The 14172-nt window shown below is 70.4% G+C and carries 9 protein-coding genes; 3 read left to right on the top strand and 6 right to left on the bottom strand.

Annotated features, from left to right (window positions below; all coding sequences use genetic code 11):
• Positions 1-12 precede the first annotated feature (12 nt).
• The gene (gene hemW, locus ACWD11_RS26950; protein WP_451286061.1) at positions 13-1245 is read right to left on the bottom strand and encodes a radical SAM family heme chaperone HemW; all 1233 of its coding nucleotides are present in this window, start codon (positions 1243-1245) and stop codon (positions 13-15) included.
• A 28-nt stretch (positions 1246-1273) separates the two neighbouring features.
• Entirely contained in the window at positions 1274-3151 is a 1878-nt protein-coding gene (locus ACWD11_RS26945; RefSeq protein ID WP_451286059.1) for a SpoIIE family protein phosphatase, read from the bottom strand.
• A 102-nt stretch (positions 3152-3253) separates the two neighbouring features.
• Here ACWD11_RS26945 and ACWD11_RS26940 point away from each other — a divergent pair, with 102 nt between their 5' ends.
• Positions 3254-7282, top strand: a complete 4029-nt coding sequence (locus ACWD11_RS26940; protein ID WP_389416084.1) for a HAMP domain-containing protein — start codon at positions 3254-3256, stop codon at positions 7280-7282.
• Positions 7279-7791, top strand: coding sequence for a response regulator (locus ACWD11_RS26935; protein ID WP_389416083.1), 513 nt, complete (start codon positions 7279-7281; stop codon positions 7789-7791). The genes ACWD11_RS26940 and ACWD11_RS26935 overlap by 4 nt, the downstream gene beginning before the upstream one ends.
• On the opposite strand, the gene ACWD11_RS26930 is transcribed toward ACWD11_RS26935, so the two are convergent.
• Together ACWD11_RS26930 and lepA are read right to left on the bottom strand one after the other, a co-directional pair.
• Entirely contained in the window at positions 7754-9628 is a 1875-nt protein-coding gene (locus tag ACWD11_RS26930; RefSeq protein WP_451286056.1) for an AMP-dependent synthetase/ligase, read from the bottom strand. The two genes, ACWD11_RS26935 and ACWD11_RS26930, sit on opposite strands and share 38 nt — an antisense overlap.
• A 251-nt stretch (positions 9629-9879) precedes the next feature.
• Positions 9880-11748 (bottom strand): translation elongation factor 4, encoded by a 1869-nt coding sequence (gene lepA, locus ACWD11_RS26925; RefSeq protein ID WP_389416081.1) that lies wholly within the window; start codon positions 11746-11748, stop codon positions 9880-9882.
• 252 nt (positions 11749-12000) lie between these two features.
• On the opposite strand from lepA, the gene rpsT reads away from it, so the two are divergent.
• A complete protein-coding gene (gene rpsT / locus ACWD11_RS26920; RefSeq protein ID WP_030042978.1) occupies positions 12001-12267 on the top strand; it encodes a 30S ribosomal protein S20 in 267 nt (88 codons plus the stop codon).
• 418 nt (positions 12268-12685) lie between these two features.
• On the opposite strand, the gene ACWD11_RS26915 is transcribed toward rpsT, so the two are convergent.
• Both ACWD11_RS26915 and holA read right to left on the bottom strand, forming a co-directional pair.
• Positions 12686-13081: a nuclear transport factor 2 family protein gene (locus ACWD11_RS26915; RefSeq protein ID WP_389416080.1), complete on the bottom strand. Its 396-nt coding sequence runs from the start codon at positions 13079-13081 to the stop codon at positions 12686-12688.
• A 66-nt stretch (positions 13082-13147) separates the two neighbouring features.
• A complete protein-coding gene (gene holA / locus ACWD11_RS26910; protein ID WP_451286054.1) occupies positions 13148-14134 on the bottom strand; it encodes a DNA polymerase III subunit delta in 987 nt (328 codons plus the stop codon).
• Between the last annotated feature and the right edge of the window lie 38 nt (positions 14135-14172).

The raw sequence follows: 14172 nt of genomic DNA, 5'->3' as shown, positions 1-14172 counted from the left end.
CCTTCGGGGCGATCAGTCCACCAGGTCCCGGACCACCGCGTCCGCCAGCAGCCGTCCCCGGAGCGTCAGTACCGCGCGGCCCTCCTCGTAGGGGCCCTCCTGGAGCAGCCCCTCCGCCCGTGCCCGCCGGGCGGCGGCGAGGCCCGCCTCGTGCAGCAGGGACAGCGGGACGCCCTCACGCAGGCGCAGCTCCAGCAGGATCCGCTCGACGCGGCGGTCCTCCGCCGGGAGCAGTTCCCGCCCGGCGCCCGGGGACCGGCCCGCCGCCAGGGCCGCCGCGTAGGCCCCCGGATGCTTCACGTTCCACCAGCGCACCCCGCCCACGTGCGAGTGCGCACCGGGACCGGCTCCCCACCAGTCGGCGCCGCGCCAGTACAGCTCGTTGTGCCGGCACCGGCCCGCCTCCGAGGCCGCCCAGTTCGAGACCTCGTACCAGTCGAAGCCCGCCGACGACAGCACCGATTCCGCCATCAGGTAGCGGTCGGCGTGGACGTCGTCGTCGGTCATCGGGACCTCGCCCCGCCGGATCCGGCGGGCGAGCTGCGTGCCCTCCTCGACGATCAGCGCGTACGCCGAGATGTGGTCGGGGCCGGCGCCGATCGCCGCGTCCAGGGAGGCCCGCCAGTCGTCGTCCGTCTCGCCGGGCGTGCCGTAGATCAGGTCCAGGTTCACCTGCTCGAAGCCCGCCGCGTGGGCCTCCGCCACGCATGCCTCCGGCCGCCCCGGCGTGTGGGTGCGGTCCAGCACCTGCAGCACATGCCGCTTCGCGCTCTGCATGCCGAAGGAGATCCGGTTGAATCCGCCCTCCCGCAGCGCCGACAGGTACGCCGGGTCCACCGACTCCGGGTTCGCCTCCGTCGTGATCTCGGCGTCCGGCGCGAGGCCGAACTCGTCGCGGATCGCGTGCAGCATCCGGACCAGATCGTCCGCCGCCAGCAGGGTCGGCGTACCGCCGCCCACGAAGACCGTCCGGACCTCGCGGGGGTCGTCGCCCAGGACCTTGCGCGCGAGCCGGATCTCGTCGGTCAGGGTGTCCGCGTAGTTGTCGCGGGACGCCAGCACGCCCCCCGTCCCGCGCAGCTCGGTCGCGGTGTAGGTGTTGAAGTCGCAGTACCCGCAGCGGGTCGCGCAGTAGGGGACGTGCAGGTAGAACCCGAGCGGGCGGTCGGCGGCGCCGGCGAGCGCGGCGGCGGGCAGCGCGCCGTCGTCGGGGACCGGCTCGCCGTCGGGGAGTGCGGAAGGCATGCGTTCCATTGTCCAGCACCCCGCGCCCTTACTCGGCCTGGAGCACCAGCAGCGCCAGATCGTCCTCCGGCGGCCGTCCCCCGAAGTCGTGCACGAGCCGCCGGATCCGCTCGGCGATCGACTGCGCGCTGAGCCCGGCGCACCCGGCGAGCGCGGCGGCGAGCCCGTCCCCGTCGTCGAACTGGCGCGATCCGCTGCGCCGCTCCGTCACGCCGTCCGTCACGCACAGCAGGCTGTCCCCGGGCCCCAGCGCGAAGGTCTCACTGGTGTACGTGGCGTCCTCGATGACCCCGAGCAGGGTCTGCGGCTGCGCGACGGTGCGGACGCCCCCGTCGGGCCCGAGCAGTAGCGGTAGCGGATGACCGGCGGAGGCAAGGGTGCAGCGCACGCCCCCGTCGAAGGGGACCAGCTCGCCGTAGAGCAAGGACAGGAAGCGGGTCTGCGGGCCGTCGCCCGGTGCCGCCGGGCCGACCAGGGCGCGGGCCCGGGCGTCGGCGGCCTCGGTGGCGTCGTCGAGGAGGAGCTGGTTGAGGCGGTCCAGCACGTCCGGCACCCGGTACCCCTCGCGGGCCAGCAGCCGCAGCCAGGGGCGGGCCAGGCCGATCACCACCGCCGCCTCCGGGCCCTTGCCCTGGACGTCGCCCACGGCGAAGCACCAGCGGCCGGCGCCGGCCGGGAAGACGTCGTAGAAGTCGCCGCTCGGGCCGCCCTTGTCGCAGGGCTCGTAGACGAGGGCGCTGCGCACGCCCGGGATCTCGGCGACCGCGCCGGGCAGCAGCCCGCGCTGGAGGACCGCGCTGATGGTGGCCTGGCGGGCGTACTGCCGGGCCGCCCCGATGGCCAGCGCCACCCGCCGTCCGAGGTCCTCCACCAGCCCGGTGACCTCGTCGGGGAACCCCTCGGGTCCGGACTGCCCGATGACGAGCGTGCCCAGCGGCCGGCCGCCCGCGACCAGGCGGTACGCCAGTGCCGTGCCGGCCGGCTCGTGCTCCCCCAGCGCCTGGCCGGGCCACGGGTGCGGCACGGGCCCGGAGCCCGGGTCGTCCGGCGGGTGCGGCGGCTCCTTCTCCAGCGCCCGGCGCAGTTCCTCGATGCGGTTCTCGCTGCCGTGCCAGACGCGGGCGAGGCGGGGCCCGGCGCCCGGGGTGCCGTGCGGGGACCGGCCGCGCCCGGTGAACTCGTCCTCCAGCCACACCGCGCACCAGTCGGCGAGCCGGGGCACCAGCAGTTGCCCGGTGAGGGCGGCGACCAGATCCTCGTCGAGCTGTCCGGCGAGCAGGTCCGAGGCCTCGGCGAGGAAGGTCAGGGCGCCCCGGTGGAGCCAGTCCCGGTCCCGCTCGGGCCGTCCCGGACCGGGGCCCCGTACCGGGAAGGGGGGCGGGCCGGGGGGCACCGCGTGCTCGTCGGGCTCCTCCTCGGCGGGCAGCCGGGCCCACACCGTCTTCACGCCGGTGCGGTACGTCACGCCCCAGCACTCGGACAGGCGGGCCACCAGGGTCAGTCCGCGCCCGTACTCCGCCGAGCCGTGCGCCGGTTCGGACGCGCCGTCGCGCGGGGCGCGCGCGGGGTGCTGGTCGGAGACCTCGACGACGACCGTGCCGGTCTCCTCCTCCGTCCGGCAGACCAGCTCGATCTCGGTGCCCGCGTGGACGACGGCGTTGGTGACGAGTTCACTGACCACCAGGACGGCGTCGTCGGCGAGGCGGCGGGTGTGCGCCTGGGTGCCGGGCAGCCCGAGTTCGGCCCACTCGGCGAGCGCGGCCCGCACGAGGGCGCGGGCGGAGCCGGGCGCGAGGGGACTTCCCGGGAGGGTGGCGCAGGCCCACGCACCCGGGCGCGCGGTCTCGCGCGCGGGCGCGCCGGAGGCACGGGAAGCGGTCTCCCGTTGCGCCGGAATGGCCCCCATGGACAGCTCCCCGAGCGGTTCGGACGAATTCGCCTCAGTCGACGCCGACAGAGTGACAGACTGACCACGCCCATAAGCACCGAGTTACCGAAGTGGGCCGCCATGAGTGAGAACAGTGGTACACGCACGCTCGAAGACGGTCAGATTCGGGCATCGGATCTGCGCCCTCTGCTCGTCGCGATGACCTCGGCGAGGGACGGCGACTTCCGGCACGTGTCCGATCCCGGCACCGGCGTGGTGGCCGAGCTCGTCGCGGCCTACAACCAGATCATGAACCGCAGTCTGCACTTCAACTCCGAGGTGCAGCGCGTCAGGCGGGAACTCGTCCGGCACGGCCGGCTCGACGAGCGGCTGGCGGCGAGCCCGGGCCAGGGCGCCTGGACGGCCCGGATCAATGACGTCAACCAGCTCCTCGACGCCATCGTGGCCCCGGCTGCCAACGCGACCCGGGTCCTGGACGCGGTGGCGGGCGGCGATCTGACCCAGCGGGTCGATCTGCACGACGGTTCCCGCCAGTTGCGGGGCGATCTGCGGCGGCTGGGCCGGGCCGTGAACAAGATGGTCGACCAGCTCTCCCTGTTCACCGGCGAGGTGACCCGGGTGGCCCGCGAGGTCGGCACCGAGGGACGGCTCGGCGGCCGGGCCAAGGTGCGCGGTCTTTCGGGCAGTTGGCGGGACGTGACCGAGGCGGTCAACACCATGGCCGCCCGGCTGACGGCGCAGGTGCGGGACATCGCCCTGGTGACGACGGCGGTGGCGCGCGGCGACCTGACCCGCACGGTCACCGTCGAGGCGACCGGTGAGCTGCTCGAACTGAAGCTGACCGTCAACACGATGGTCGACCAGCTCTCCGCCTTCGCCGACGAGGTCACCCGCGTCGCCCGCGAGGTCGGCACCGAGGGCCAGTTGGGCGGGCGCGCGCAGGTGCGGGGCGTGTCCGGGGTGTGGAAGGACCTCACCGACAACGTCAACTTCATGGCGTCGAACCTCACTTCGCAGGTCCGCAACATCGCGCAGGTCACCACCGCCGTCGCCAACGGCGACCTCAGCCAGAAGATCACCGTCGACGCGCAGGGCGAGATCCTGGAGCTGAAGTCGACCATCAACACGATGGTCGACCAGCTCTCCGCCTTCGCCGACGAGGTCACCCGCGTCGCCCGCGAGGTCGGCACCGAGGGAAACCTCGGCGGCCGGGCCCAGGTGCGCGGCGTGAGCGGGGTCTGGAAGGACCTCACCGACAACGTCAACTTCATGGCCGACAACCTCACCTCCCAGGTGCGCAACATCGCCCTCGTCTCCACCGCCGTGGCCCAGGGCGACCTCGGCAAGAAGATCACCGTGGAGGCCAAGGGCGAGATCCTGGAGCTGAAGTCGACCATCAACACCATGGTCGACCAGCTCTCCGCCTTCGCCGACGAGGTCACCCGCGTCGCCCGCGAGGTCGGCACCGAGGGAAACCTCGGCGGTCAGGCCCAGGTGCGCGGCGTGAGCGGGGTCTGGAAGGACCTCACCGACAACGTCAACTTCATGGCGCTGAACCTCACTTCGCAGGTCCGCAACATCGCCCAGGTCACCACCGCCGTCGCCAACGGCGACCTCTCCAAGAAGATCACGGTCGACGCGCGCGGCGAGATCCTGGAGCTGAAGGACACCGTCAACACGATGGTGGAGCAACTGCGCGCCTTCGCCGACGAGGTCACCCGCGTCGCCCGCGAGGTCGGCACCGACGGCAACCTCGGCGGCCGGGCCCGGGTGCTGGGCGTCTCCGGCGTCTGGCGGGACCTGACGGACAACGTCAACTACATGGCCGACAACCTCACCTCGCAGGTGCGCAACATCGCCCAGGTCGCCACCGCCGTGGCCCAGGGCGATCTGTCGAAGAAGATCGACGTGGACGCGCGCGGCGAGATCCTGGAACTCAAGACCACCATCAACACCATGGTCGACACGCTCTCCTCGTTCTCCTCCGAGGTCACCCGCGTGGCCCGCGAGGTCGGCTCCGAGGGCCAGCTCGGCGGCCAGGCCCGGGTCGAGGGCGTGTACGGCACCTGGAAGCGGCTGACGACCAATGTGAACGAGCTGGCACTGAACCTGACCACCCAGGTCCGTGCCATCGCCGAGGTGGCCTCGGCCGTGGCGCAGGGCGACATGTCCCGCTCGATCACGGTGGAGACGCGCGGCGAGGTCGCCGAGCTGAAGGACAACATCAACCTGATGGTGGCCAACCTCCGCGAGACGACCCGCGCCAAGGACTGGCTGGAATCCAACCTCGCCCGCCTGGCCTCCCTGATGCAGGGCCACCGGGACCTGATGGAGGTCGCCGACCTGATCCTGCGCGAGCTGACCCCGCTGGTGAACGCCCAGTACGGCGCGTTCTACCTGGCGGACCCGGAGCAGGACGGCACCACCGCCCCGACCAAGGGCCTGGCCTTCATCGCCGGTTACGGCGCCGCGCAGGGCGCCACCATGGAGACCGGCGGTCTTCCGGTCCACGGCCTGGTGGCGCAGGCGGCCCGCGAGAAGAAGCGCATCCTCGTCGAGGAGGCCCCACCGGACTACATCAAGATCAACAGCGGTCTCGGGGAAGCCGCTCCCACCACCATCGTCATCATCCCGATCCTCTTCGAGGACAAGCTCCTCGGGGTGATCGAGCTGGCGTCCTTCTCCCGCTTCTCCGATGTCCACCTGGCCTTCTTCGACCAGTTCGTGAACACCATCGGCGTCGCCATCAACACCATCATCGCCAACTCCCGCACCGAGTCGCTCCTCGGCGAGTCCCAGCGGCTGGCCATGCAGCTGCAGGAGCGCTCGGACGAACTCCAGAAACAGCAGGCGGAGTTGCAGCACTCCAATGCCGAACTGGAGGAGAAGGCGGCCCTGCTGGCCACCTCCTCGCAGTACAAGTCGGAGTTCCTGGCGAACATGTCGCACGAGCTGCGCACCCCGCTGAACTCCCTGCTGATCCTCGCCCGTCTCCTCTCGGACAACCCGGACGGCCATCTCACCGACCAGGAGGTCCAGTTCGCGACGACGATCCACCGCTCGGGCTCCGACCTGCTACAGCTGATCAACGACATCCTCGACCTGTCGAAGATCGAGGCCGGCCGGATGGACGTACGCCCCAAGCGGCTGCCGCTGATCAAACTGCTCGACTACGTCCACGCCACCTTCCGCCCGCTCACCCACGACCGCGGGCTCTCCTTCGAGGTGTCGGTCGGCGAGGACGTCCCGCGCGAGATGTACTCGGACGAGCAGCGCCTGCAGCAGGTGCTGCGCAATCTGCTGTCCAACGCCATCAAGTTCACCGCCTCGGGCCGGGTCGAGCTGCGGGTCGGCCTGGTCAAGGACGCGGAGGCCGGTGAGCGGGTGATCGCCTTCGAGGTGTCCGACACCGGCATCGGGATCGCACCGGAGAAACTCCCGGTGATCTTCGAGGCGTTCCAGCAGGCCGACGGCACCACCAACCGCAAGTACGGCGGCACCGGTCTCGGGCTGTCCATCAGCCGGGAGATCGCGGGCCTGCTGGGCGGCCGTATCGTCGCCGAGAGCGTGCCGGGACAGGGCTCCACCTTCACCCTGTACGTCCCCGTCGTCAGCCCCGGCCACCCGGTGGCCGACGACCGGAGCACCGTACTGGTGCCGGAGCAGATGTCCCCCCTGCCGGAGGCGGACGACGCCTGGCCCACGCCGACCAAGCTGGAGGAGTGGCAGTCGGGCCGGGCGGGGCAGGTGCTGTCCGGGCGGCGCGTGCTGATCGTGGACGACGACATCCGCAACGTGTTCGCGCTCACCCATGTGCTCGGCCGGGTCGGCATGCCGGTGCTCTACGCGGAGAACGGCCGCGAGGGCATCGAGACCCTGGAGCGCAACCCGGACGTCGAACTCATCCTGATGGACATCATGATGCCGGAGATGGACGGCTACGAGACCATCGCCGCGATCCGCCGCACCCCGCGCTGGGTGGACCTGCCCATCATCGCGCTGACCGCGAAGGCCATGCCCGGCGACCGGGAGAAGTCCATCGCGCGCGGCGCCAACGACTACGTACCCAAACCGGTGGACGTGGACCGACTGCTCACCGTCGTGTGCGCCCTGCTGGACCCGGAGGAAACGCACGAGGCGACGCCATGAGCGCCCAGGACGCACGGGACGGGCGCGCCGGCATCCTCCTGGTCGACGACATGGAGGACAACCTGATCGCCCTGGAGGCGGTGCTGGGCTCACTCCACGAACCGCTGGTGCGGGCGCGTTCCGGCGAGGAGGCGATGAAGGCCCTGCTGCGCCGCCGCTTCGCCCTGGTCCTGCTGGACGTCCGGATGCCCGGCATGGACGGTTTCGAGACGGCGGCGAACATCAAGCGCCTGGACCAGACGAAGGACGTCCCGATCATCTTCCTGACCGGCGCGGAGGACGACACGGGGTACGCCTTCCGCGGCTACGCCACCGGCGCGGCCGACTATCTGACCAAGCCCTTCGACCCGTGGGTGCTGCGGGCGAAGGTGAAGGTGTTCCTGGACCTGCACAGCAAGCAGCTCCAGTTGGAGGCGCTCAGGGCGGAGGTCCAGGAACTGCGGGAGCTGGTCGGCGGGGACCCGGGAGCCGCTACGCCTCGCGCGTCCCGGCGTACATCTCCTCGATGAGGTGCTTGTACTCCCGCTCCACGACCGGCCGCTTCAGCTTCAGGCTCGGCGTGATCTCGCCGTGCTCCACGTCGAGGTCCCTCGGCAGCAGCCGGAACTTCTTGATGGTCTGCCACCGCTGCAGGTTCTCGTTGACCTGCTTGACGTACCCCTCGACCATCGCCACCGTCTCCGGCGCCGCGACGACCTCCGCGTACGACTTGCCCTCCATCCCGTGCTCCTTGGCCCAGCCCATCAGGGCCGGCTCGTCCAGGGCGATGAGCGCCGTGCAGAAGTTCCGGTCGGCGCCGTGCACCAGGATGTTGGAGACGTACGGGCAGACCGACTTGAAGGAGCCCTCGATCTCCGTCGGCGCGATGTACTTGCCGCCGGACGTCTTGAACAGGTCCTTCTTGCGGTCGGTGATCCGCAGGTAGCCGTCGGGGGAAAGCTCGCCGATGTCGCCGGTGTGGAACCAGCCGTCCGGCTCCAGCACCTCCGCCGTCTTCTCGGGCAGGCCGTGGTAGCCCTCCATGATCCCGGGGCCGCGCAGCAGGATCTCGCCGTCGTCGGCGATCCGGACCTCGCAGCCGGGCAGCGGCTTGCCGACCGTGCCGGTGCGGTATGCCTCGCCCGGGTTGACGAAGGAGGCCGCGGAGGACTCGGTCAGGCCGTAGCCCTCCAGGATGTGGATGCCGGCACCGGCGAAGAAGTAGCCAATCTCCGGGGCCAGGGCGACCGAGCCGGAGACACAGGCCCGCAGCCGGCCGCCGAAGGCGTCCCGCAGCTTGGAGTAGACGAGGGCGTCGGCGACCTTGTGCTTCGTGCGGAGGCCGAAGGGGACGGACGCGGTGCCGGTGCGGCGGAAGTTGTCCTGGCTGACCTTGGCGTACTCGCGGGCCACCTCGGCCGCCCACAGGAAGATCTTGTACTTGGCCCCGCCGCCCGCGCGGGCCTTGGCGGCGACGCCGTTGTAGACCTTCTCGAAGATGCGCGGCACGGCCGCCATGTACGTCGGCTGGACGACCGGCAGGTTCTCGATGATCTTGTCGACGCGGCCGTCGACGGCGGTGACATGGCCGATCTCGAGCTGGCCGGAGGTGAGCACCTTGCCGAAGACGTGGGCGAGCGGCAGCCACAGGTACTGCACGTCGTCCTGGCCGAGGAGCCCGGTCGCGCCGATGGCCTTGGCCATGTACGACCAGTTGTCGTGCGGCAGGCGCACACCCTTGGGGCGCCCGGTGGTGCCGGAGGTGTAGATGAGGGTGGCGAGCTGGTCCTTGGTGATCGCGCCGACCCGCTCCTTGACCAGGTCGGCGTCCTTCTCCAGCCGGGCGGCGCCGCGCTTCTCCAGCTCGTCCAGGGTGAGGATCCAGTCGGCGGTCTCGACGCCGGCCGGGTCGATCACCACGACGTGCGTGAGGTCGGGCAGCTCGGCGCGCTTCTCGACGGCCTTGGCGAGCTGGGCCGCGTCCTCGGCGATCAGCACCCGGCTGGCGGAGTCCGCGAGGATGAACGCCGACTCCTCCGCGTTGGTCTGCGGATAGACCGTGGTCGTGGCGGCGCCGGCGCACATGATGCCGAGGTCGGCGAGGATCCACTCGATGCGGGTCGAGGAGGCGAGGGCGACCCGCTGCTCGGGCTGCACCCCCAGCTCGATGAGACCGGCGGCGATCGCGTAGACCCGCTGGGCGGCCTGGCTCCAGTTCAGCGACTTCCAGTCATCCGGGCCCTCCCCGGCCGCGTTCGGCACGGGATAGCGATAGGCCTCGGCATCCGGCGTGGCCGCCACGCGCTCCAGGAAGAGGGCCGCCACGCTCGGCGGACGGTTCTCGATCAAAGTCTGTGTGTCGCTCACGACATCCTCCGGGGCCCGCGACGATGCGGCTGGCTCAGAATGCGGCTGGTTCTACTCGCGTGCCGTTGTTTAACTCGCGAGTAACTATCGAGCAGGGATCAGAGTAAGGCGCGACCGGCCGGGGCGTAAGGGCCCGCGCCCTGTCACTTCCTACAGAGACCTACCCCTCACATGCGCCGGGGCCCGCCGCACTTTCGTACGACGGACCCCTCGGTGCCCGATTTGCCGGGCTGCGCACCGGTGACCGGCGGTTACTTCTTGCCCTTGCCCGACCCCGCGCTGTCATCACTGCTCAGTACGGCGATGAAGGCCTCCTGCGGAACTTCCACGGAACCCACCATCTTCATCCGCTTCTTGCCCTCCTTCTGCTTCTCCAGCAGCTTCCGCTTACGCGAGATGTCGCCGCCGTAGCACTTGGCGAGGACGTCCTTGCGGATGGCGCGGATGGTCTCGCGGGCGATGACCCGGGAGCCGATGGCGGCCTGGATGGGCACCTCGAAGGCCTGCCGGGGGATCAGCTCACGCAGCTTGGCGACGAGCCGCACCCCGTAGGCGTAGGCCGCGTCCTTGTGGGTGATCGCGGAGAAGGCGTCCACCTTGTCGCCGTGCAGCAGGATGTCGACCTTGACCAGGCTGGAGGTCTGCTCACCGGTGGGCTCGTAGTCCAGGGAGGCGTATCCGCGCGTCTTCGACTTCAGCTGGTCGAAGAAGTCGAAGACGATCTCGGCGAGCGGCAGGGTGTAGCGGATCTCGACCCGGTCCTCGGAGAGGTAGTCCATGCCGAGCAGGGTGCCGCGCCGGGTCTGGCACAGCTCCATGATCGAGCCGATGAACTCGGTCGGGGCGAGGATCGTGGCGCGCACGACCGGCTCGTACACCTCGTTGATCTTGCCCTCGGGGAACTCGCTGGGGTTGGTGACGACGTGCTCGGTGCCGTCCTCCATCACCACCCGGTAGACCACGTTCGGCGCGGTCGCGATCAGGTCGAGCCCGAACTCGCGCTCCAGCCGCTCGCGGATCACGTCCAGGTGCAGCAGCCCGAGGAAACCGACGCGGAAGCCGAAGCCGAGGGCGGCGGAGGTCTCCGGCTCGTAGACGAGGGCGGCGTCGTTGAGCTGGAGCTTGTCCAGGGCCTCGCGCAGCTCGGGGTAGTCGGAGCCGTCCAGCGGATACAGACCGGAGAAGACCATCGGCTTCGGGTCCTTGTAGCCGCCGAGGGCTTCCGTCGCGCCCTTGTGCATGCTGGTGACGGTGTCACCGACCTTGGACTGGCGGACGTCCTTCACACCGGTGATCAGATAGCCCACCTCGCCGACGCCGAGACCGTCGGCGCTGAGCATCTCCGGCGAGTTGGTGCCGATCTCCAGCAGCTCGTGGGTGGCGCCGGTCGACATCATCTTGATGCGCTCGCGCTTGCTGAGCTGGCCGTCGATGACACGGACGTACGTCACCACACCGCGGTAGGAGTCGTAGACCGAGTCGAAGATCATCGCGCGGGCGGGGGCGTCCTTGACGCCGACCGGCGCCGGGACCTCACGGACCACCCGGTCGAGCAGCGCGTCGACGCCGACACCCGTCTTGGCGGAGACCCTGAGAACGTCCTCGGGGTCGCAGCCGATGAGGTTGGCGAGCTCCTCGGAGAACTTCTCCGGCTGGGCGGCCGGCAGGTCGATCTTGTTCAGGACGGGGATGATCTTGAGGTCGTTCTCCATCGCCAGGTAGAGGTTGGCGAGGGTCTGGGCCTCGATGCCCTGGGCGGCGTCGACGAGGAGGACGGTGCCCTCGCAGGCGGCGAGCGACCGGGAGACCTCGTAGGTGAAGTCGACGTGCCCCGGGGTGTCGATCATGTTGAGGATGTGCGTGTTGCCCTTGTCCGTGGTGGGCGCCCAGGGCAGACGCACGGCCTGGGACTTGATGGTGATACCGCGCTCGCGCTCGATGTCCATGCGGTCGAGGTACTGAGCGCGCATCTGCCGTTGCTCGACCACACCGGTCAGCTGGAGCATCCGGTCGGCGAGCGTGGACTTGCCGTGGTCGATGTGCGCGATGATGCAGAAATTGCGGATCAGAGCCGGGTCGGTTCGGCTCGGTTCGGGCACATGGCTAGGGATCGCGGGCACGCAGGGTCCTGATTCTTGAGGTGTCCGCAGCCGTCTGCGGTCTCGGGTCGGAACGATCGGGTCTATACGTAGGCTCCATGGTCCCACGGGCGGCGACCGGGGACCGGTTTGGGCCGCATGCTGGGCCACTGGTAGTCTGGGTGGCTGTGTCTCTTGCCCTCTCAGCGCGAGGCACACCCCAAGAAAATCACCCGGTACGGATTCCGTGCGGCTTTCGCGCGGACCCGTGCCAGAACCTGTAGAGGCTCATTCGTGGCGAACATCAAGTCCCAGATCAAGCGGATCAAGACCAACGAGAAGGCGCGGCTGCGCAACAAGGCCGTCAAGTCCTCCCTGAAGACCGCGATCCGCAAGGCCCGTGAGGCCGCTGCCGCGGGTGACGCCGAGAAGGCCACCGAGTACCAGCGCGCTGCCGCGCGTCAGCTCGACAAGGCCGTCTCGAAGGGCGTCATCCACAAGAACCAGGCCGCCAACAAGAAGTCGGCGCTTGCTTCGAAGGTCGCTTCCCTCAAGGGCTGAACCTTTCTGATCTGACCGCCGGATGGACCCAGAGCGGGCCCTCTCTCATCCGCTCCCGTCCGGCACCCCGAGCTCGCACGCGGCCTGCGTTCGCCACGCGGGTGCGAGCTCAGCAGCTTCACGCTTCACATGAAGGCCCCGGCGCCCCGCCCTTCCCCAGGGCGAGTGCCGGGGCCTTCGGCGTGGGCGGGGGCTTTGCTTGGGGGTGGGCGGGGGCTTTGCTTGGGGGTGGGCGGGGGCTTTGCTTGAGGGCGGGCGGGGGGCCTTGGGCGTGGGCGGGGGCTTGCTTGGGGGTGGGCGGGGGCCTTCGTTGTGGGCCGGTGTCACGGGTGGGTGCCGGGGCCTTCGGCGTGAGCAGGGGCCTTCGGCGTGGGCCCGTGTCATGGGTGGGCGCCGGGGCCTTGGGCGTGGGCCGGTGTTACGTCCAGAAGGCGTTGGCCTGGTCGATGTCCTCGACGCACTCGTCGAGATCGGTGGCCTTGTCCCCGACGATCCGGAAGATGATGCAGCCCTTCTCGTCGATGCGCTTTCCGTTGCGCTCGGCGCTGAAGCGGTGCAGGGCGACGCAGTGGCCGCGGCCGTCGACCATGAGGTGGAGCAGTTCGGCGTTCATCGTGCCGCCGGTCTCCTCGAAGAGCCGGCCGTACATCTCGATGATCGCGTCCTGGCCCTTGTAGTCACCGGACAGCGGGTGGCTGCCGGGCACGTGGTGGGTGCAGTCCGATGCCATCAGCCCGCGCAGGGCGTCCATGTCACCGGATGCGAAAGCCTCGTATCCCTTGCGGACGAGTTGTGCGTGCGGGTGTTCAGCCATGGTGACCGCCACCTTTCCTGATCCGGCGATGGTGGCTGACACCCACGATTTTCCTCCCCGCCGCGGTCAGCGTCCTCTGGAGCGAGCCGCCCGCGCGATGATGACGACCGCCTTCTCCAGGGCGTACTCGGGGTCGTCCCCGCCGCCCTTGACCCCGGCGTCGGCCTCGGCGACGGCCCGCAGCGCGACGGCGACGCCGTCGGGGGTCCAGCCGCGCATCTGCTGGCGCACCCGGTCGATCTTCCAGGGCGGCATGCCCAGCTCACGGGCGAGATCGGCGGGGCGCCCGCCCCGGGCGGAGGAGAGCTTGCCGATGGCCCGGACGCCCTGCGCGAGCGCACTGGTGATCAGGACGGGCGCGACGCCCGTGGCCAGGGACCAGCGCAGCGCCTCCAGGGCCTCGGCGGCCCGGCCCTCGACGGCACGGTCGGCGACGGTGAAGCTGGAGGCCTCGGCCCGACCGGTGTAGTACCGCCCGACCACGGCCTCGTCGATGGTCCCCTCGACATCGGCGACCAGCTGCGACACGGCGGACGCCAGCTCCCGCAGATCACTCCCGATGGAGTCGACGAGCGCCTGGCAGGCCTCGGGGGTGGCGGAGCGGCCGGTGGCCCGGAACTCCTGCCGCACGAAGGCCAGCCGGTCGGCGGGCTTGGTCATCTTGGGGCAGGCGACCTCCCGGGCGCCCGCCTTCCGGGCCGCGTCGAGCAGCCCCTTGCCCTTCACCCCGCCGGCGTGCAGCAGCACCAGCGTGATCTCCTCGGCCGGCGCCCCGAGGTAGGACTTCACGTCCTTGACGGTGTCGGCGGACAGATCCTGGGAGTTGCGCACCACGACGACCTTGCGCTCGGCGAAGAGCGACGGACTGGTCAGCTCGGCGAGGGTGCCCGGCTGCAACTGCTCCGAGCTCAAGTCCCGCACATCGGTGTCGGCATCAGCGGCCTTGGCCGCCCGCACGACCTCCTGCACAGCCCGGTCGAGGAGCAACTCCTCCTGCCCCACGGCAAGCGTCAGAGGGGCAAGCGGATCGTCGGTAGCACTTTTCCTGGCCATCGGGTCAAGGATGGCATGGGGGGCTGACAGTGGGGGAC

Source organism: Streptomyces sp. NPDC002776 (genome assembly GCF_053592195.1).
This window is presented reverse-complemented; position numbering and strand designations above follow the sequence as displayed.

Excerpts from the sequence above, each read along its gene's own strand:
- hemW (WP_451286061.1), bottom strand. The coding sequence starts at position 1,245 with ATGCCTTCCGCACTCCCCGACGGCGAGCCGGTCCCCGACGACGGCGCG.
- ACWD11_RS26945 (WP_451286059.1), bottom strand. The coding sequence starts at position 3,151 with ATGGGGGCCATTCCGGCGCAACGGGAGACCGCTTCCCGTGCCTCCGGC.
- ACWD11_RS26940 (WP_389416084.1), top strand. The coding sequence starts at position 3,254 with ATGAGTGAGAACAGTGGTACACGCACGCTCGAAGACGGTCAGATTCGG.
- ACWD11_RS26935 (WP_389416083.1), top strand. The coding sequence starts at position 7,279 with ATGAGCGCCCAGGACGCACGGGACGGGCGCGCCGGCATCCTCCTGGTC.
- ACWD11_RS26915 (WP_389416080.1), bottom strand. The coding sequence starts at position 13,081 with ATGGCTGAACACCCGCACGCACAACTCGTCCGCAAGGGATACGAGGCT.
- holA (WP_451286054.1), bottom strand. The coding sequence starts at position 14,134 with ATGGCCAGGAAAAGTGCTACCGACGATCCGCTTGCCCCTCTGACGCTT.